This window comes from Daejeonella sp., assembly GCF_044342615.1.
GTDB lineage: Bacteria > Bacteroidota > Bacteroidia > Sphingobacteriales > Sphingobacteriaceae > Daejeonella.
Window position 1 is genome coordinate 1 of the sequence record NZ_JBIIPN010000017.1, and the last position, 19130, is coordinate 19130.

Below are 19130 nucleotides of genomic sequence, written 5' to 3' on the forward strand. Positions count from 1 at the left end.
AAGGCGGTCCTGTTTTTATCATGAAATGAGTATGCACGCTTACCAATTACGCAGTGAGCTTGGTTGATGGGCTTAGCAAAAACGCATTTTTGGGGCGTATAATGACTTATTTTTTCACGTGTGCGCTTTGGAAGATTGGCCGGAATTTTTCCATAAAGTTTTTCACAGATGCGAATAATTGATTTGAAATTATAATCACCTAAGATGCCAATAATGATTTCATCTGTACGGTAATTGGATTTCATAAATTGTTGAATATCCTTTTTTTGAAAGCTTTTTACGGATTCGGGTGTACCTAAAATATTTCTTCCCAGAGAGTGACCTTCAAAAAGTAGGTCTTCAAAATCATCATTTATAGCTTCGTCAGGTTGATCTTGATAGGATGAAATCTCATCTAAAATAACCTCCTTTTCCTTTTTCATTTCTTCCTCTGGAAAAACAGAATGGAATATGATATCTTCGAAAAGGTCGAGGGATCTTTCCAAATGTGGTTTTAAAAAGGAAGCATGAACGCAGGTATATTCTTTTGTGGTATAGGCATTTAAATCTGCGCCAACAAGCTCCAAGCGGTTTAGAATCTGGTTGGTGTTTCTTTTCTCGGTTTGTTTAAAGAGAAGGTGTTCGATAAAATGGGCAAGTCCATCCTTTGCATGACCTTCATCACGCGAACCAGCATTAATTATAATGCATGCATGCGAAATATTTGAAGGGCTTGGTTTATGCAAAACACGTATTCCGTTTTGCAATTGGTGAACCTGATAATCCATATAAACTAAAGGTATAGAATTGATTTTAGAATTAAATCATTTGTGTGTTTTGGGTCCTAAAATGTGATAATTACTTCAGTTTACCTTTATAAGTTTTTTTAAATAAGTTGTAACGTGGAATAGAAATGGCTCTTACATATCCCTGATTAGGATTTTTTTCAATATAATCTTGATGATATTCTTCGGCCCTATAGAACTCTGTAAGTGGTTTTAATTGGGTAATAATTGCTTTCTTAAACCTGCCTGATTGGCTAATATCTCTAACAGACTGTTCTGCACTAGCTTTTTCTGTTGGTCCATTATAAAATAAGATGGATCGGTAAGATGAGCCTTTATCGGGACCTTGCTGATTTGGGGTAGTTGGATCATGCGAAGCAAAAAACACTTTACATAATTCGGCATAAGAAATTACCCGAGGATTATAATAAACGAGTACTGTTTCTGCATGCCCAGTTGTTTCGGTATTCACTAAATCATAAGTTGGGTTGGGTACGTTTCCACCTGCATATCCCGAAATGGCCGAGTCGACCCCTGCTACCGATTCAAAAATATGCTCAGAGCACCAAAAACAACCTTCAGCAAAGGCAGCGATGGCTTTTCCTTTTGGGGCACTAAGATTTACTTTTCTAACATCTGATTTTTTCTGAGAAATGGCATCACAGGAAATTAAAACCAATAGAAGTGACAGTGCAGGTATAATGTTTAGATAGCGTTTCATTTTTTTCATTTTTTAAATATACGCAATAGCTTTCTGGATAGACTGAAATGGAGGTAAAATCAGACATATACATGACAACTGTGAATAGGGTAAAGTCCCTCCCAATGATTGTCTAGATGGTATCGCATTTTGCGATACCATGTCCTCAACCTCCTTTTCAGATAATTGAAACATAAAATTTTCAGGAAATCGGTTTTTATTTCGTTTTACCTGCTCCCTTAATCGTATTGCTTTAACTCCATAAAGCTCTGCCAGATCTTTATCAATCATTATTTTTTGTTCACGAATCATAAATATTTTGCTTATCAATATTTCATCATGAATCGATTGTTGGGTGTTTTTAGGGTTCAATTTTGATTCCTTTATTAATTTAATGTTCAATAAAAAATGACTTGTTTATTCTAAGTATAAAAATCTAATTGTTAGAGAAGCTGTTACCAGCATGCGCCTCGTACCAAAATATCACCCCGCCCACCCCTCTCTATCTAAACTCCTAAAGTGTATAGCTTCTGCCAGATGTTCAAGCTTAATTTCTTCGCTTTCAGCTAAATCGGCGATGGTTCTTGCAACCTTTAAAATACGATCATAAGCCCGAGCAGAAAGTCCCAATTTCTCCATTGCTTGTTTTAATAATGCTTGTCCGCTATCACTAATTTTACAGATTTTGCGTACCATATTCGGACTCATTTGAGCATTGCAAAAAACATCTTCCCTATCTTCAAAACGGGCAATTTGAATGGTTCTGGCATTTGTGACACGTGTCCTTATGTCCATGCTTTTTTCACTCAATCGCTCGGAAGCTAGTTCATTGAAATTTACTGGTGTAACTTCCACGTGAAGGTCGATGCGGTCGAGCAAAGGGCCGGATATTTTACTCAAGTATTTTTGTACCACTCCTGGAGCACAAATACATTCCTTTTCTGGATGATTAAAATATCCGCATGGGCAAGGATTCATTGAGGCTACGAGCATAAAGCTAGCTGGGTAATTTACAGTGGACTTTGCTCTTGAGATAGTAACTCGCCGCTCTTCTAGAGGTTGACGCATCACTTCGAGTACGGTTCGTTTAAATTCTGGAAGTTCATCTAAGAAAAGCACACCGTTATGGGCTAAAGAAATTTCGCCTGGTTGTGGGTTGGTACCTCCGCCGACTAACGCTACATCACTAATTGTATGATGAGGAGATCTAAAAGGTCTGATAGTCATTAAAGAATCGCTTGCGGAAAGTTTACCCGCAACAGAATGAATTTTAGTGGTATCAAGAGCTTCATATAGATCAAGCGGTGGTAAAATAGTAGGTAGGCGTTTGGCTAGCATGGTTTTACCTGCACCTGGCGGACCGATTAATATTACGTTATGACCCCCAGAAGCTGCAATTTCGAGGGCACGTTTAATATTTTCTTGTCCTCTAACATCCGAAAAATCACTATCATAATTATTGACTTTATAGCCAAATTCCTCTCGGGTATTAACGATAGTTCGTTCTAAATTGATCGTATTTTCAAAAAAGCCTATGACTTCTGCCAGACTACTCACCCCATAAACCTCAAAATTATCCACAATTGCTGCTTCACGAGCATTTTCCTTTGGTAAAATTAATCCTTTGAACCCATCTCTTTTTCCTTGAATAGCGATTGGGAGTGCGCCTTTAATGGGCTGTATACCACCATCTAAGGAAAGCTCACCGAGAATAAGATATTCTTCTAATCTTGTGCTTAAAAATTGACCAGAAGCGCTTAAAATACCTATGGCAATGGTAAGATCGTATGCCGAGCCTTCCTTGCGAATATCGGCTGGAGCCAGATTGACAATAATTCGTTGCCGAGGCATTTGAAAGACAGAATTATTGAGCGCACTTTCGATACGAAGCATGCTCTCCTTAACTGCATTATCGGGAAGCCCTACAACAAAATAATTAAGTCCACTACTGATATTCACTTCAATAGTTATGGTAATTGCTTCGATACCATAAACGGCACTGCCAAAGGTCTTTGCTAACATAATATTCTAATTTAGGAAGCATCAATGCCTCCAATGAGAATATTTAGTGAATGGTGCTTCTAATTTAGCGAACGGTATCTATTTCATTAAATGAGCGATTAACTATCTAATGCAATGATCTCTTTTTTGTATTCGGGTGGCATAATCATAAACTTTATAAATGAACCTATTCCCACTCTTTTACTTAATTGATAAACTTTTATAAGTCCTTTGAAAATGGGATTAAAACCTAAGTTTAGCAATTGATTTACCCTTTTCGGGACCAGTACCATTTGTGCTTGGAGAAGTATTTGGTATCTAAACCATCCTAAATGTTTTTTGTATTGTTTGTAAAGGTCATTGGTGAAATTGCCATTAAGCAGGTTCTCATTGAGTGCTTTATTTCGTAAAATTTGCCATTCGTGATAGTTTTGAGGCAAATTTGCTAATTTCATTCGTGCGCCCATTCGGTTAAAAACCTCAAAGACTTCTTCTTTTTCTTTCATACTTAATGGTCTTTCTAGGAGCTCGAATGATCGGATGGAGTAGTCAATAAGCATGTATAAAACATCCTTATAAGCCCAATCGGGAATGGTTTTTCCGCGCGACTTTTCTACCCCTTTGTGAATACTATTAATCTTGTCAATGGCGATATTGGCATCATTATAATCCGAAAAAACAATTTGACGGGCATAGGCCACAGTAGAAAAAAGTCTTTTTAATGGATCTGCAGGAAGTTTACCTGTAAAATAAAGCCAGTCGACGGCTTTATTTAAAGCAAATTCGGCAGATGCACCCGCAAAAATTAGGAGAATGGTATCTCCATCCCCCCAAATTTTACGGACTATCGAGTCTTGGTTTACAAAATTCTCCATTCCTTTACCTTTTAATTTGAATGTAGTTCAACATTTTTTTCAAAACTTACCTTTTGTGATAGGTACATTAAAGCTGCGATGATAAGGAATAATCCCACACTTCCTACTAATAGTGCCATGTCTTGCAACTGAATAATTATGAAAATAAAGCTGTATAAAAGGCCTAGGATTCCGGCGAAAAGCACCGCTGTTTTTCTGCTTTTAAGTAGTGATTGAATAAATAAACCGATTAGCCCCACTGTTGCTATCGATGCAATAAAATAAGCTAAATTAAAGCCTAATTGCTCACTTAGTGATAGTAAAAGGGCATAAAAAATAATCATGGCTGCACCAATTAAAACATATTGAAGTAGGTGAACCTTTTTCTTGCTCAAAAGCTCCGTAAACAATAGAGAGATAAAGGTTAATAAAATAACTAGTATGGCATATTTTGCAGTGCGGAAGGTTTTTTGATATTGATCAACTGGCATTAGGAATTTAACTCCGAATGCTCCACGAATATCTTGTGCTTTGATACTGTTTTCACTGGTCGAATCTTGGCTAATCATATTGGAGTTTTCTTCCACCCATTGTTGTGGGAAAGGTCTATTGAAATAAGGCATTTTCCAAGATGCAGAGAAGGTGGAGTCAGAAATACTACGTTGTTCAGGCAAATAGCGACCAATAAAACTTGGGTTTTTCCATGTTCCTTCAATATTTACTGTTGTGTTTTTGCCGATGTGTAAAAAGCTAAGTTGATTGCTTCCTCGGATATTTAAATCGAAACTAAAATCAAGCTTTGTGTTTTTATTGCTGCTTAAATCAGGAAGAATAATCAAATTATTTGTGAAAAGCTTAAGCGAGGTGAAGTCGGGTTCTACTTCATGATTTTGTTTATCAAGCTTTATAATTGGCTTATTATCAAGGCCTTTCAAATCGCTTAAGCCAATTACCACCTTTGCTTTTTCCCATAAAATCATTTCTGGGTTTATGCCTGATTTTTTGATTTCTAAAGCGCTAAATGTACCATTAACTTTAATTTGCGACTTATACACTACCGCATCAAAAATACCACGGTGAAGTGTTTCAGGTTCAGCTTTAGAATTGATTTTAATGGTTTCAGGTAGAATATAAATATTGCTAATTAGTTCTTTGCTAGTACTTTTTCCACTTTCTGAATCAATAATTTTTTGAATTGTTTTGTAGGGAAGAACGAGTACTGGTCCTTGCACTAACTGGCTTCCCGACCATTTATCGGAAATTTCTAGGTTGACCTCCTCTTGTCTTCTTTCACGTTCAGAAATCAAATCTTGAATTAATCCACTTGGAATCAATAGAATAAGTGTTAAAAAGCCAATTAAGGCCAATTTGAATAGTACTGATCCACCTAGTCGGCTTTTGAGATCTTTGTTTTCTGTTGTAAGTTCAATTTTCATAATTTGTTGATTAAAAGTACTTTGTATTTCAAAGTGATTAAATAAAAAAATATTAGTTTGTTTTTTGTTGTTTAATTAAATTTTCGAGTGCATCAAGGTGTTTGATAAATGCAGCTTTTCCTTTTTCGGAGACAGCGTATTGTGTATTTGGTTTTTTGCCTATAAAAGTTTTGTTGATTAAAATATATGCTTCTTTTTCTAGGGCTTTAAGATGTGATGCAAGATTCCCATCAGTCAGTTCTAATAATTCTTTGAGCGAATTAAAGTCGTAACTCACATTGGCAACCAATACGCTCATAATTTGCAAGCGAATACGGTTTTCAAAGACTTTATTAAACTGTTCTAGGCTATTATTCTTCACTGTTTGTATTTAAAGTGCATGATTGATCCATAAACAATGTGTAGAAATCCGAATCCTGTTAGCCAGAAAATAAATGCATATTCAGGCATCCAGCCAGATAATAGTCCTAAAATAATTTGACAAGCACCCAAATATTTAACATCAGAAAAGGTGTATTGGCTTGCTGAGATAAGTGCTAGGCCATAAAATAAGTGGCATGATGCTGCTATTAATTTATAATCAGATTTTAAAATTAATATGGCAATGAATAATCCACCGGTAATTAGTGGAATAGCCATATTTGTAACTAGGCGTTTGCTTACCGGATTCCAATAATTTTCTTTTCTCTTTTTTGCTTCGCGGATAGAAAGTAGAATTCCTGTGACTATAGAGAGGGATAAAACTAGAGCTGCAATGATATATAATGAATGATAAATGCTAGGGCTGTCTGAATAGGAATCAGTAATTATTAAGTTGTTATATTTTTCAAAAACAAGATTATATCCAATAAATGCTCCTATGGATGCATATATTCCAGCCAATATTCCCGATAATCCACTAAGAGATAGGAATTTAGATGAGCGTTCCATGATGGATCTGATTGAGGCCAGCTCTGAATGAATGTCTTTTTCTTCCATTTAAAAGTACTTTGATTTACAAAGTAAATAATTAAATATGAGTTGTGCAAGATTTATTTTCTCAATGAATTATTGATTTACTTCCCAAAAGGCATTTTAGGCATACCTTTCATCATTTTAGCGGCAGCGGCAGGGTTTGAAAATTGCTTCATTACTTTTCGCATATCTTCAAATTGCTTAATCAACTTATTCACTTCCGTGATGTTGGTTCCTGAGCCCTTTGCTATTCTAGTCCGCCTAGCCTGATTGATTGAATCTGGATTTTCGCGTTCATAGGGAGTCATGGAGCGAATGATAGACTCGATTGGAGTAAAGGCATTATCATCGATTTCAACATCTTTAATGGCTTTTCCAACTCCTGGAATCATGCCCATCAAATCTTTCATGTTACCCATTTTTTTGATCTGTTGGATTTGACTTAGGAAGTCATTGAAATCAAATTTATTCTTGCGAATTTTCTTTTGTAGTTCAGCTGCTTCTTTCTCATCGAACTGCATTTGAGCACGTTCAACAAGGGAAACCACATCACCCATACCGAGAATACGGCTAGCCATTCTATCTGGATAAAATACATCCAAGGCTTCCATTTTTTCGCCGGTACCAATAAATTTGATGGGTTTATTTACTACTGATTTAATAGAAAGTGCAGCACCACCACGAGTATCACCATCTAATTTGGTTAAAACAACACCCGTAAAATCAAGTCGGTCGTTGAATGCTTTCGCAGTATTTACCGCATCCTGACCCGTCATTGAATCCACCACAAAAAGAATCTCATGTGGTTTGGTTTGTGCTTTAACCTCGGCTATTTCAGTCATTAGGCCTTCATCAATCGCTAAACGACCGGCGGTATCGATGATGACTATATTTTGTCCGTTCTTTTTCGCTTCTGCAATCCCGGCCATGGCAATAGCTACAGGATCTTTAGAATTACGATCTGTATAAACTGGAACATCAATTTGGCCACCCAAGACTTCCAATTGATCAATTGCAGCGGGACGGTACACATCACCAGCAACCAATAATGGCTTCTTATTTTTTTGATTTTTTAGGTAATTTGCAAGCTTTCCCGAGAAGGTAGTCTTACCCGCACCGTTTAGTCCGGCGATAAGAATTACCGTAGGATTCGCTGAAATATTTAACTCATCAACAGTCCCGCCCATTAAAGCAGCCAGCTCATCATTCATGAGCTTAGTTAATAACTGTCCTGGAGAAATTGAGGTTAAAACATTGAGTCCGAGTGCTTTTTCTTTTACATCATCGGTAAATGCTTTGGCGGTTTTATAGTTAACATCGGCATCCAAAAGAGCTTTTCTAATCTCTTTCATGGTTTCTGCCACGTTAATTTCTGTAATACTACCCTGTCCTTTTAATACTTTAAAGGCTCTATCAAGTTTATCCTGTAAATTTTCAAACATCGTTTCAATCAGCTAATACCAAATACAAAGTTAAGCTTTCTGAACAATAGCTTTAAAATAATTATTGATTCTGTTTTAATAGGATAAAAAAATTCTAACGATAGATTAATTTAAAAAGCTATTAAATTAATCTAATGGTAGAATTGAGGTGTTTTTATTCGGATTATTCTCCTTTAATATTGCTAATTACTACTCCTACAAAACAATCATCCTTGCAGTTTTTATTGGTATAGCCACAAGTAGAAATCATTCCTTGGTTTTTGGTTTCAAAGTGAATAGTATTCTCATTTTTATTAATTTTTAGCCATTCTGAGGATGCTTTTTCATAAATAGCATCAATGGTAATTGACTGTGCACCAGAATCATGTGAATTTAAATCAGCCTTTGTTTCAGTCCAACTACCTGTAGGGTTTTTCTTACCTGTTTGTGAATCTATAACGTAGCTAGCATATTTTCTACCAGTAATATTTCCGTTTTGGACAGAAATAATTGTGCTATCACCAAATCCCGCCCAGGATTCCGTTCTTACGGTATAAGAATAATTATTGTTTACTGATTTTTTGAAATTAAGCCAAACGCTTAAGCTTTTATCAAAATCTGATTCTACAACTCCTTTTTCGCAAGAAGAAATAAGTATTGATAAAAATAGAATTGAAAGTATCTTTTTCATATTATTTAAATTATTATTTTATAAATATACGAAAAATACAAAATAGAAAGTTTTGTAATTTGAAATTAATTAGCTAATTTATAAACTAGTCCGAAAGTCATGGTTTGACTAGCCTGCATTTTATTGTCAGAGTCATCATCGTATAACAAAATACCAGATAGCGAAACATTAATAAGTTTGTTAACGTTTGCAATTAAAGTTACATCCAATCTATTATCAATACTTGATAGTTTCTCATAATTGGCAAACATAGCATAGCGGCTATTTAGGATTAAGTTTTTTGCAATTTCTTTGTTGTAAGAGCTTACAACTTGAAATGCCAGCTCATTTCTAAATGTTTGGCCAGGTGTGACCCCGAAATTTTTGGGATTAGTTTTATATAAATTGGTATCTAACACAAATGTTTGTCGGGCAGTACCCGTACCAATACGTACAAAGAAATGTTTTACTGGCTTATACTCAAATCCAAATGATTGAGTTAGGTATGCGGGAGCCATAAATTTAGAAAGCAGCGTTCTTTTTTCGTTGCCTTGTGCATCTCTAGAGAAAGAATATCCTAAATCAAATTGAGATTCAAAGTTTAGAGATCCAAAGAAATACCAGTCTTTAGAAAGTTTTAGAGCGAGTTTATTATCCCAAAAAATACGATCGGCACTTTTGCGTGCTAGCTGATCTTTATTTTTGAGTTTTCCATATTGTAAGATGAGTTCGGAGGCAAAGTTTTTATCACTCTTGGTATAATCTGTTTTGTATGAAAATTGCCCACCAAGTGCTAAAGAATTAACTCCTCCGGCTCCCCAATTATCACTAAAGGTTGCTTGGTTAACATTTATACCGAAGAGCGTTAAGTTACGCCAATAATTCACTTTAACTTTTAAATCAGGAATCGGACTAGGATTAATTACTTCTGGAAATAAGACAGGACGCCTAACTGGAAGAATATTTTTCTTAGGACTTTGTTTTAAGCCCTTAATTAAAGTTGTATCCGCCTCTGTTTTTTGCGCGATGGAGTTTGAGCAAAAGCCAAATAGGATGAAAATAATTGCCAGGAATCTTTTAAACATAGGACAAAGAAAAACAAAAAAGAATTCTTTTAATAAGTTTTTTAGCTTTTTCTGGACTTTTTAAGATAATCCAGCCATTAGCGAATTTTCTATTTTTAAATAATTGAGGTTTGAATCATTCTCATAGGCTTCTCGTTCGAAGAGTATGTTTCTATAAGAAGTATAAATGTTCTTATAAACAAAATAATTTATCGCAAGATTTAAAATATAAAGGGATAATAGCTAATCCTTGTACCCTAAGTTTTGGGAAACAGATGATAAAAATACCTTTATTGACCGTTAAGCGGTTGTAAGCGGTATGCTGCTGGGTTTTCTAAATAAGACAAGTATGATTTTTTGATGTATTCAATCAAATCATAATCATTGGATTCTAGAATAAAATAATATCCTGGCTTATATTGTTGTTTAAAATCGACAAGTTTAGCACCATTTAGACCTGTAACTCTGTTGATGAGTGTTTTGGTAAATCTATATTCAATCATTGCATCACGATAATCGCGCTCAATAATTTTTTGTAATAGTCTGGCATTTTTACCCTGCCTACTCAATAAGCTGTATAGTGCGTCGATACTTAAACCTGCGCCACCGCCTCCATTACTTCCACCCATATTAAAAATATCTCCCACCGCTCCTTTGCTATAGGCAGAGCTATATTCTTCCCTTTGGGCCTTTAATCGATCTGCCGGACTACCTAAGGTATCTTTCACCACTACCTCTTGTAATTGGATGATGTTCCGCTTTAAATAAAAGAGTATGGTATTTTCAGAACGTATTTTTATGGTATCTACACCATAACCCTGAAGGGCAGCTACCAAAATATCACCTTCTTGTACATTGGTTTTGAACTCCCCTTTTGTAGTATTATAAAAGCCTTCGCCGCTACGCGTGTTAAAAATATAAACACGTGTTAATCGCTGCTTAGAATCCATATCAAATACAATTCCCTGAATGGCTTTTTCTTGCGCTAATAGACTACAAACTGGGAAAGAAAGTAGTAGTAATAAATAAATAATCTTTTTCAATCCGATAAAACTAATAGATTATGAATAAACCTGAGTAAATTTTAACATTTGTTAACTCATTTAGACACTAATAATAATTGACCAGGAAATAAACTTGAGTTTTCGAGTTCATTAAGTATTTTTAGTTCTTCCACACTAATCATAAATTGTTTAGAAACAGAAGTTAGAGTATCACCTGATTTTACTTCGTAAATTTTCATGGCGGGAGCTTTTTTAGTTTCTACTTCAGGTTTATCCTTAGGGATGTTATTAGCAACTTGACTAAATACCTTTTCTTCTTTAACTACCGGAATATTTTCAATTTCTGCTTGATCAAATCGATTGAGATTATAACGCTCCACCAGACTAATTAATAGATCCGCATATTTTGGATTGGTTGCATAGCCCGCAGCTTTTAAACCCGTGGCCCATCCCCGATAATCATTTTTGTTGAGTTCAAACAAGGCTGCATAGCGCTTCCTTTTTAAAAATTCAGAATGATCACGGAATGATTCTTCAGCAGATTTATATACCCTAAAACATTCATCTTCCTTATCATCATCTTCAAAAATTTTCCCACCTGTCCAGTCGCTTGTACATTTTATGCCGAAATGATTATTTGCCTCTCTTGCAAGTTTACTATTTCCGCTTCCTGATTCTAATATTCCTTGTGCTAGTGTAATACTAGCTGGAATACCGTAACTCTTCATTTCGCGAATTGCGATATTTTTAAATTTATCGACATAAATTTCGGCAGAAGTTTTTGTGTTTGAGGGACTTACGGTATTAGGCTTTTCTGGACTTTTGACAGGTTCGTTCGGTTTATTAACGGGATTAACAGGTGCAGAACTATGCTTTTTTAATAAACCGCAGGAGCTTGTTAGGACACTTAAAATGAATAAAAGGACGAATGTATTTTTCATTAATTGAAATGCTATGAATTATGGCAATGTTAATCTATTTAAAAAATTATTTCTTTCTAACTATAAATAGTCCGTCTCTAACAGGTAGTATCAATTTTTCAACGCGTGAGTCTGAACTAACCTTCTCATTAAAATTATTGATAAATGTTGTTTTCTGATCTGTTTTTTCCTGGTCTAATACCTTACCGCTCCACAATACATTATCAATGAGTATCAGTCCGCCAGACCTAACACTATCCATAATCATTTCATAATAAGTAGCATTATTTTTCTTGTCGGCATCAATAAAAACTAGGTCGAACGTTTCATTTAAAGTCGGAATGATTTGCTTGGCATCTCCAATTTGGTATTTAATTTGCGGATCGAAATCCGACTTTTTAAAGTTTACTCGGACCATATCTTCCAATTCTTCGTTAATATCAATGGTATAAATAAGTCCATTTTTTTGCAGTCCCTCTGCTAAACAAAGTGTAGCATATCCGGTAAACGTACCAATTTCAAGAATTCTTTGCGGTGCAATCATTTTGCTTATCATGCTTAGTAATCTACCTTGATAGTGTCCAGAAAGCATTCTAGGCATAGAAACTTTAAGATGTGTTTCTCGATTAATATGTTTGAGTAAGTCGTTTTCAGGCTCACATGAATTTTCAAGATAGTTACTTAGTTCTTCACTTAATAGCTCCATGGCTTAAAGATAATTATTTTGATTTTCCGCTTTTTATAGTCCCAGGCTTTTTTTCTCCAGGTAACTCTGCAATATGATAGTCGCAGAGATAGTATCCAGTCGCTCTTTATTTTGCCGATCAGACTTTTTAAACCCGCTTTGAGCCACTACTGCCGATGCCATTTTAGAGGTAAAACGTTCATCCATCCGTTCTATTGGTATTTCTGGAAAATTCTTGTTTAATAAACCGATAAATCCTTTTATGTGCGGCGCCGATTGTGAAGGACTTCCATTCATTTGTTTAGGCTCACCAACAATAAAAAGCTCTACCTGTTCAGTTGAAAGATATTTTTTGAGATAATCTATAATATCCTTAGGATGAATAGTATCTAGTCCCGTTGCTATAATTTGCAAGGGATCAGTAACTGCAATGCCTATGCGTTTAGTACCATAATCGAAAGCAAGAATTCGCATAGCATAAATTGTTGATGTGTTCAAATATAGGATTAAGCTATATTAAATACCTAAATTGATTATTCTAAAGCAAACTTTTCACAAAGTGTTAGCGTTTCTTTCACATGCTCTAATGTAGTTCTTGGATTAATTAGGCACATTCTTAAAACTACCTGCCCATTTAAAATGGTGGTTACAAGCAGCGCTTCTCCGGATGCCATCATTTTAGCAGATATTTTTTGATTGATGGCATCTAGTTTTTTTTCAGACAATTTCTTGGATACCGGATTGTATCTAAAATTGATGATTGCCAATGTTGCTGGTGAAACAACTTCCCATTTATTACTTTTTCTCAAGTCCGTTTCTACTTCTTCTGCAAGTTTGATGCTATAGTCAATTGCTTTTCTAAAAGCTTGTAGTCCGAAGGTTTTTATTGACATATAAAACTTTAAGGCTCTAAAATTCCTAGTCAGTTCGATGCCATGATCATAAAAGTTTATTTCTGATTGGTTGCCTTCAATATCCCTCAGGTAAACTGGTTTTTCGGTAAAAGTGCTTTTCAGCCAGGTATGATTTTGTACTAAAAGACATCCAATTTCATAGGGTTGGAAGAGCCATTTATGAGGATCAACGGTTAGTGAGTCGGCTTTTTCGATGCCCCTGAGTATTTTTTTACCATTTTTGGCAAGCATTGCTGCTGCACCGTAGGCTCCATCTACGTGAAGCCAAATATTTTCAGTTTTACAGATTTGTGCTAATTCTTCAAGCGGATCTACGGTGCCAGTATTGGTGGTTCCCGACGAGGCGATTAAACAAAAGGGCTGTAAACCTTCAATTTTATCTTTGGCAATAGCATTCTTTAGTTTATTTATTGAAAACTTAAATTCAATATCGGTAGGAATTATTCTCACCTGTTCTTTTTTAAAGCCAAGAATATTTATTGCTTTAATATTAGATGAATGAGCCTGATCTGATAGATAAATGATTGCTTTTGAAAAATCTTCACCACATTTTACTTTTCGTGCAGTTGCTAAGGCAGTTAAGTTTGCCATGGATCCACCGCTCGTGAAAATACCACCACCTTTTTTTACCGGGAAATTAAAGAGTTTTAACAACCAGTTTAGGGTACTGATTTCTATTCCTGCAGCAGCTGGTGAACCTACCCATCCACCGGCAAAAATATTAAACCCTGTGGCTAATGCATCCGACATTACACTAATATAATTGCTTGGTCCGGGTACAAAAGCATAGGCCTTTGGATGAGTCATGACATTACTGTTGGTCATCACATTTTCCAGAACAAATTGAAGAACATCATCCGGAGCCATTGGCTTTTCGGGTGCATCTTCCATGAATAGGGCATCAATTTCTTTTCTGCTGGCTGTAGCAACAGGAAGTTTTTGATCTTGGCTTTCAAAATGATCAACAATGGCATCAACTACCTTATAACCAAAGTCTTGCATCTCTTTTCTAGAAAGAGTTAATTTTTCAGTTTTATCTGTTTTCAAACGAATTTTATAATTGGTTTACAAAATTAAGCTTTTTTAGAGGCATGCAGAGCTAAAATTTAATATATCGATCAAATGCCCATGAAGGGATGTATTTTGAATGTTATTTTATCGTAAAAGCTTTGTACAATTTTTCATATAGAATCAGATTCGATCAAAAAGCATAATTTTTCTTATTTTGCACGATGCTGTTTCGAGAGATAATTGGTCAGAAAGAAGTTAAGGAACAATTGATTCAATCGGTTAGAGAAAACCGGGTGAGTCATGCGCAATTATTTTTGGGTCCTGATGGTTCCGGAAATTTTGCATTGGCACTGGCTTATGCGCAATTTATTTCTTGTACCGACCGTCAAGAGGCCGATAGTTGTGGTGAGTGTGCATCTTGTAGAAAGTATGGTAAGTTAATTCATCCCGATTTACATTTTTCATATCCGTTTTTTAGAGGTGGGGAGAAAGAAAATGCTTTACCCGATTTAGAAGAATGGCGCGATTTAGTTTTAAATAACCCATATTTTGATCTTAATGAGTGGAGAAATCGCTTAGCTGCTGAAAATAAACAGCCCAATATTAATAAACCGGAGTGTTTAAATATTCTTCATCGTTTATCCCTAAAACCCTTTGAATCGGAATTTAAAACCATGATAATTTGGCTTCCTGAATATTTAAAAAATGAGGGGAACAGATTATTAAAAACATTGGAGGAGCCGGCTGAGAAGACATTAATTATTTTAGTGGCTAAAAATCAAGATCAGATATTAAATACGATTTTATCTAGAACTCAGCTTGTTAAAATTCCAGCTTTGAGTAAGCAAGATATTGTTGATTATCTAGTTCAAAATAAAAATTTACCTGAAGCTCAAGCTAGCCGTATCGCTTATTTAAGCGATGGGAATTTGCAAACCGCTTTAAATTTATTGAAAGAAGAGGAAAGTGATGATTTTAAGATCTTTTCTTCTTGGATGCGCATGACTTTCGGAGATAAGGGAAGTCAGATTTTTGAATTTGTTGAATCGGCTTCTAAATTGGGTCGTGAAAATCAAAAGAACCTTATTCAATATGGTGTGAACCTGATTAGGGAGTGTATCATGATTATTTCGGGCGCTGAAGAATTGGTGCATTTGCAAAATTCGGAAATGGACTTTGTAAAAAACTTCAGTAAACACTTGGATATTGCTCAAGCCGAGGCAATTGTAAATGAGTTGGAAAAGGCTCATTATCACATTGAACGAAATGCGAATCCTAAAATTTTATTTTTAGATGTATCTTTACAGTTCGTAAAGATTTTAAAGTTTAATACGCTCCCTTCGGGGACTCAATATATACTGACTTAGATATGGGATGTGGAAGTTGTTCAACAGGTGGCTGTGCCCCTGCCGGATGTAAGAGTAATGGCTCTTGCTTGACCAATGGTTGTAGTAAATTAGATGTGTATGATTGGCTATCTCACATGGATATGCCCTCTAATTTTAAGCCATTTAATATTATTGAAATAAAATTCAAGGGCTCTCGAAAAGAGTTCTTTCTTAATACAGATAACCTTTATCTTGAAGCTGGTGAGCTTGTTGCAGTTGAAACAACAACCGGTGGATATGATATTGGTCACGTTTCTTTAACTGGTGAGTTGGTTCGTATGCAGCTCAAGAAAAGAAATGTTCGAATAGAAGATGTAGTCAAAAAAATCTATCGCAAGGCCACTCCAACAGATGTTGAAAAATGGAAGATTTCTAAAGATCTTGAATTTGAGACTATGCATAAATCGAGAGTTTTGGCCAAAGAACTCGGTTTGGCAATGAAGCTTAGTGATGTAGATTATCAAGGTGATCGTACAAAAGCTACTTTTTATTATACAGCGGAAGGTCGTGTAGATTTTAGAGAACTTATCAAAAAGATGGCTGAGACCTTCCGTATTCGTATCGAAATGCGCCAGATTGGTATGCGTCAGGAAGCGAGTCGTTTAGGTGGAATCGGCTCTTGCGGGCGTGAGCTTTGCTGTTCAACTTGGTTAACTGATTTTAAAACAGTTTCTACTTCTGCTGCGCGATATCAAAATCTATCTCTAAATACCTTAAAACTTGCTGGTCAGTGTGGTAAGTTAAAATGTTGTCTCAATTATGAGCTCGATACTTATATGGATGCCTTGAAGGATATTCCGGATAATGTAGATCGTTTAGAAACCCAAACGGGAACTGTAAGGCATCAAAAAACTGATATTTTCAAAAAACTGATGTGGTTTAGTTATCCAAATGATGAAAATTGGATTGCTTTAGATATCGCACGAGTAAAGGAGGTTCAGAAATTAAATAAAGAGGGAATAAAGCCAGAATTCTTGAAAGAGGAGCTTCCTGAAGAGGAAAAGCCAGTGCTAGCTAAAGTATTTGATTATGAAAATGTTGTAGGGCAGGATAGCTTAACTCGTTTGGATAATAAAGGCGGAAGAAACAAAAAGAATAACCGGAAGAAACCTAATAGACCAAAAGGACTAGGAAATAATCAAGCTGAGGCTGGTGTAGCGACTCAAAGTGCTCGACCAGAAGTTCTTCCAAATCCTCCTAGACCAAATCCAAGTGCCGAACAGCAGACTGTTGAGCGCCCTGCCGGAGCTAATAGAAACAATAAACGGCGCAAGAATAATCGACCAAACAATAATCGAGAGCGTCCTACTGAATAAAATAGAATGAAATACTTAAAATCGTCATTTTTAATTCTGTTTTCAATAATTTTGTTTTCATGTCAGGATACCCAAACTGTTGTGGATACGAATATTGAATTGAACAAACGCAATTGGTCTTATGCCCAAAAAGTTAAGATCCCGGTTAAGATTGACTCGGCAAATATTCCTTATAATTTATATTTTAATTTACGTCATACCGCTGATTATAAGTATTCAAATATTTTTATCCTTATCCACCTTACATCGCCAAATGGAAAGAAAATCACCGAGCGAAAAGAGTTTCAATTGGCATTGGCCGATGGAGAATGGCTGGGTAGTGGTTCTGGAAATAAGTACAGCTATCAAATCAAATTTAAGGAGAACTATAAATTCCCTAAAGCTGGAACATATATTTTTGAACTAGAGCAGAACATGAGAGATAATCCATTAAATCATGTAAGCGATGCTGGAATTCGTGTTGAAAAAGCCCAATAATTATGAATGTTCTTAAACGCTTTCTTTTAAGCCGATATTTTATCTGGTTGACAATATTTCTGATCGTTTTCTGTTTGTCATCAGTAATTTTGCTCGACTCTTCTCATCCACTTTATGTGTTTTCAATAGTTTGTGCGCCAATTCTATTCCTATTGCAGCGGTATAGAAAAAGTTTAAAGACTATTAAGTAATATTTCGAGTTTCATTCCTCTTGAGCCTTTTAATAGGACAGTAGAACTCTCAATCGGATTTTTTTGAAGCGCTTTTTCTGCATCGGCAGTATTTTTATAAAATTCAGCTCCATTCTTTGAATGTAATTTAAAAAACTCTTCTCCAATTAATATTCTTCGATCTGATTTGGTGCTTAATGCTTTTTCAAGGATGAATTGATGTTCTTTTGCAGATTCAACACCTAGCTCGAACATATCCCCTAGAATTAATATTTTCGATTTAGCTTCGGTATCTTCTAGATTTTCGAGGGCAACAATCATGCTGCTTGGATTGGCATTATAATAATCGCAAATAATGGTATTTTTTTCTGTTTTTAAAATTTGCGATCTGTAATTAACTGGTTTGTAGTTACTTATACCTTTGTTGATTTGCTCCGGACTTAATTTAAAAAATGCACCGAAACAAATAGCAGCAGCGATATTTTCAAAATTATATGTACCCGGTAAATTTGAATGGGCTAGGTATTGATTACCTCTTTCTACTTTCCATTCAACACTTAAAAATGGAGAAGTATTTTTTAATTTTATAGACAGAAAATTAGAGTCGTTTTGACCATAAGAAATGATATTTTTAACCTTCCTATCTTGGGCCATATTTTTGAGAGTAGAATTGTCATTATTGATAAAAACTATCCCATTATTGTCAGAGAGGTATTGATACAGTTCCCCTTTGCCAATTTTTACACCTTCAAGTCCGCCAAAACCCTCTAAATGAGCCTTGCCAACATTTGTAATCATTCCATGGCTCGGTTGCGAAATGCTACATAAAAATTCAATTTCCTTTTGATGGTTTGCTCCCATTTCTATTATTGCAATTTCGCAATCAATGCTAACTGATAATAAGCTTAACGGTACTCCGATATGATTATTGAGATTACCTTCTGTGGCAAAGGTTTTAAATTTTTGAGATAGAACAGAATTGAGTAGTTCCTTGCTTGTAGTTTTACCATTGGATCCTGTGATGCCAATTACGGGTATTTTTAAGTGTTTTCTATGTAAGCGAGCAAGGTTTTGAAGGCTTTCTAATACATCAGGAACAAGGATAAACTGCTCATTAATAGCATATTCTGGCTGATCAACTATTGCGAATGCCGCACCACTTTCAATGGCCTGAAGTGCAAATTGATTTCCATTGAAATTATCCCCTTTGAGTCCGAAAAAGAGACAAGAGTCAGTGATTTTTCGAGTATCTGTACAAACGATTGGGTGTTTTAAGTAAACCTGGTATAATTGCTCAGTTGTCATATTATATTATTGTTTACAATATTAAGATTTTTGTTGCTTAAGGAGAAGAAATTGGCAATTAGACTTTTTCATTCGT

General features: G+C 35.4%; 20 protein-coding genes. 3 read left to right on the top strand and 17 right to left on the bottom strand.

Translation table 11 applies throughout. From position 1 onward, the window contains the following. The 16 genes from ACIQ0D_RS02760 to ACIQ0D_RS02835 all read right to left on the bottom strand — a co-directional run. Window positions 1-767: M16 family metallopeptidase (locus ACIQ0D_RS02760; protein WP_395802887.1), on the bottom strand; the 767-nt coding region annotated here is incomplete at its 3' end. Window positions 768-837: 70 nt separating this feature from the next. Further along, the gene (msrA, locus tag ACIQ0D_RS02765) at window positions 838-1494 is read right to left on the bottom strand and encodes a peptide-methionine (S)-S-oxide reductase MsrA (protein ID WP_395802889.1); all 657 of its coding nucleotides are present in this window, start codon (window positions 1492-1494) and stop codon (window positions 838-840) included. Between the two features lie 3 nt (window positions 1495-1497). After that, a complete protein-coding gene (locus ACIQ0D_RS02770) occupies window positions 1498-1776 on the bottom strand; it encodes an ORF6N domain-containing protein (RefSeq protein WP_395802891.1) in 279 nt (92 codons plus the stop codon). Window positions 1777-1947: 171 nt separating this feature from the next. Then, window positions 1948-3486: a YifB family Mg chelatase-like AAA ATPase gene (locus ACIQ0D_RS02775; RefSeq protein ID WP_395802893.1), complete on the bottom strand. Its 1539-nt coding sequence runs from the start codon at window positions 3484-3486 to the stop codon at window positions 1948-1950. A gap of 98 nt (window positions 3487-3584) precedes the next feature. Next, on the bottom strand, window positions 3585-4340 hold the full coding sequence (locus tag ACIQ0D_RS02780; RefSeq protein WP_395802895.1) for an oxygenase MpaB family protein: 756 nt from the start codon (window positions 4338-4340) through the stop codon (window positions 3585-3587). 11 nt (window positions 4341-4351) lie between these two features. Continuing rightward, the gene (gene creD / locus ACIQ0D_RS02785; protein ID WP_395802897.1) at window positions 4352-5755 is read right to left on the bottom strand and encodes a cell envelope integrity protein CreD; all 1404 of its coding nucleotides are present in this window, start codon (window positions 5753-5755) and stop codon (window positions 4352-4354) included. Window positions 5756-5807: 52 nt separating this feature from the next. After that, window positions 5808-6116 carry a winged helix-turn-helix domain-containing protein gene (locus tag ACIQ0D_RS02790; protein WP_395802899.1) on the bottom strand — a complete coding sequence of 103 codons (309 nt, stop codon included), beginning with the start codon at window positions 6114-6116 and terminating at the stop codon, window positions 5808-5810. Next, complete coding sequence (locus tag ACIQ0D_RS02795) at window positions 6113-6733, bottom strand: hypothetical protein (protein WP_395802901.1); 621 nt, start codon at window positions 6731-6733, stop codon at window positions 6113-6115. The genes ACIQ0D_RS02790 and ACIQ0D_RS02795 overlap by 4 nt, the downstream gene beginning before the upstream one ends. Window positions 6734-6810: 77 nt before the next feature. Further along, a complete protein-coding gene (gene ffh / locus ACIQ0D_RS02800) occupies window positions 6811-8151 on the bottom strand; it encodes a signal recognition particle protein (protein ID WP_395802903.1) in 1341 nt (446 codons plus the stop codon). Window positions 8152-8314: 163 nt separating this feature from the next. Then, on the bottom strand, window positions 8315-8821 hold the full coding sequence (locus tag ACIQ0D_RS02805; RefSeq protein ID WP_395802905.1) for a hypothetical protein: 507 nt from the start codon (window positions 8819-8821) through the stop codon (window positions 8315-8317). A gap of 65 nt (window positions 8822-8886) precedes the next feature. Continuing rightward, window positions 8887-9885, bottom strand: coding sequence for a DUF3078 domain-containing protein (locus ACIQ0D_RS02810; RefSeq protein WP_395802907.1), 999 nt, complete (start codon window positions 9883-9885; stop codon window positions 8887-8889). A gap of 269 nt (window positions 9886-10154) precedes the next feature. After that, window positions 10155-10907, bottom strand: a complete 753-nt coding sequence (locus ACIQ0D_RS02815; protein ID WP_395802909.1) for a hypothetical protein — start codon at window positions 10905-10907, stop codon at window positions 10155-10157. 56 nt (window positions 10908-10963) lie between these two features. Further along, window positions 10964-11809 carry a glucosaminidase domain-containing protein gene (locus tag ACIQ0D_RS02820; RefSeq protein ID WP_395802911.1) on the bottom strand — a complete coding sequence of 282 codons (846 nt, stop codon included), beginning with the start codon at window positions 11807-11809 and terminating at the stop codon, window positions 10964-10966. A 46-nt stretch (window positions 11810-11855) separates the two neighbouring features. Then, entirely contained in the window at window positions 11856-12494 is a 639-nt protein-coding gene (locus ACIQ0D_RS02825; protein ID WP_395802913.1) for an O-methyltransferase, read from the bottom strand. Window positions 12495-12527: 33 nt separating this feature from the next. Then, the gene (gene ruvX / locus ACIQ0D_RS02830) at window positions 12528-12947 is read right to left on the bottom strand and encodes a Holliday junction resolvase RuvX (RefSeq protein WP_395802937.1); all 420 of its coding nucleotides are present in this window, start codon (window positions 12945-12947) and stop codon (window positions 12528-12530) included. Between the two features lie 59 nt (window positions 12948-13006). Then, window positions 13007-14434: a pyridoxal phosphate-dependent decarboxylase family protein gene (locus ACIQ0D_RS02835; protein ID WP_395802915.1), complete on the bottom strand. Its 1428-nt coding sequence runs from the start codon at window positions 14432-14434 to the stop codon at window positions 13007-13009. Window positions 14435-14619: 185 nt separating this feature from the next. On the opposite strand from ACIQ0D_RS02835, the gene ACIQ0D_RS02840 reads away from it, so the two are divergent. Genes ACIQ0D_RS02840 through ACIQ0D_RS02850 form a run of 3 tightly spaced genes read left to right on the top strand, consistent with a single transcriptional unit; the run spans window position 14620 to window position 17579 of the window. Next, window positions 14620-15765: an ATP-binding protein gene (locus ACIQ0D_RS02840; RefSeq protein ID WP_395802917.1), complete on the top strand. Its 1146-nt coding sequence runs from the start codon at window positions 14620-14622 to the stop codon at window positions 15763-15765. 2 nt (window positions 15766-15767) lie between these two features. Further along, complete coding sequence (locus tag ACIQ0D_RS02845; protein ID WP_395802919.1) at window positions 15768-17102, top strand: stage 0 sporulation family protein; 1335 nt, start codon at window positions 15768-15770, stop codon at window positions 17100-17102. A gap of 6 nt (window positions 17103-17108) precedes the next feature. Next, entirely contained in the window at window positions 17109-17579 is a 471-nt protein-coding gene (locus tag ACIQ0D_RS02850) for a gliding motility lipoprotein GldH (RefSeq protein ID WP_395802921.1), read from the top strand. Between the two features lie 173 nt (window positions 17580-17752). Here the strand turns inward: ACIQ0D_RS02850 and murF are convergent, their stop codons facing one another. Continuing rightward, complete coding sequence (murF, locus tag ACIQ0D_RS02855; RefSeq protein WP_395802923.1) at window positions 17753-19054, bottom strand: UDP-N-acetylmuramoyl-tripeptide--D-alanyl-D-alanine ligase; 1302 nt, start codon at window positions 19052-19054, stop codon at window positions 17753-17755. Window positions 19055-19130 lie beyond the last annotated feature (76 nt).

What these genes read in the sequence shown, in the direction of transcription:
- ACIQ0D_RS02780 (WP_395802895.1), bottom strand. Translation starts at nt 4,340, where the DNA reads ATGGAGAATTTTGTAAACCAAGACTCGATAGTCCGTAAAATTTGGGGG.
- ACIQ0D_RS02770 (WP_395802891.1), bottom strand. Translation starts at nt 1,776, where the DNA reads ATGATTCGTGAACAAAAAATAATGATTGATAAAGATCTGGCAGAGCTT.
- ACIQ0D_RS02810 (WP_395802907.1), bottom strand. Translation starts at nt 9,885, where the DNA reads ATGTTTAAAAGATTCCTGGCAATTATTTTCATCCTATTTGGCTTTTGC.
- ACIQ0D_RS02825 (WP_395802913.1), bottom strand. Translation starts at nt 12,494, where the DNA reads ATGGAGCTATTAAGTGAAGAACTAAGTAACTATCTTGAAAATTCATGT.
- ACIQ0D_RS02795 (WP_395802901.1), bottom strand. Translation starts at nt 6,733, where the DNA reads ATGGAAGAAAAAGACATTCATTCAGAGCTGGCCTCAATCAGATCCATC.
- ruvX (WP_395802937.1), bottom strand. Translation starts at nt 12,947, where the DNA reads ATGCGAATTCTTGCTTTCGATTATGGTACTAAACGCATAGGCATTGCA.
- ACIQ0D_RS02840 (WP_395802917.1), top strand. Translation starts at nt 14,620, where the DNA reads ATGCTGTTTCGAGAGATAATTGGTCAGAAAGAAGTTAAGGAACAATTG.
- ACIQ0D_RS02775 (WP_395802893.1), bottom strand. Translation starts at nt 3,486, where the DNA reads ATGTTAGCAAAGACCTTTGGCAGTGCCGTTTATGGTATCGAAGCAATT.
- ACIQ0D_RS02820 (WP_395802911.1), bottom strand. Translation starts at nt 11,809, where the DNA reads ATGAAAAATACATTCGTCCTTTTATTCATTTTAAGTGTCCTAACAAGC.
- msrA (WP_395802889.1), bottom strand. Translation starts at nt 1,494, where the DNA reads ATGAAAAAAATGAAACGCTATCTAAACATTATACCTGCACTGTCACTT.
- ACIQ0D_RS02850 (WP_395802921.1), top strand. Translation starts at nt 17,109, where the DNA reads ATGAAATACTTAAAATCGTCATTTTTAATTCTGTTTTCAATAATTTTG.
- creD (WP_395802897.1), bottom strand. Translation starts at nt 5,755, where the DNA reads ATGAAAATTGAACTTACAACAGAAAACAAAGATCTCAAAAGCCGACTA.
- ACIQ0D_RS02805 (WP_395802905.1), bottom strand. Translation starts at nt 8,821, where the DNA reads ATGAAAAAGATACTTTCAATTCTATTTTTATCAATACTTATTTCTTCT.
- ACIQ0D_RS02845 (WP_395802919.1), top strand. Translation starts at nt 15,768, where the DNA reads ATGGGATGTGGAAGTTGTTCAACAGGTGGCTGTGCCCCTGCCGGATGT.
- ffh (WP_395802903.1), bottom strand. Translation starts at nt 8,151, where the DNA reads ATGTTTGAAAATTTACAGGATAAACTTGATAGAGCCTTTAAAGTATTA.
- murF (WP_395802923.1), bottom strand. Translation starts at nt 19,054, where the DNA reads ATGACAACTGAGCAATTATACCAGGTTTACTTAAAACACCCAATCGTT.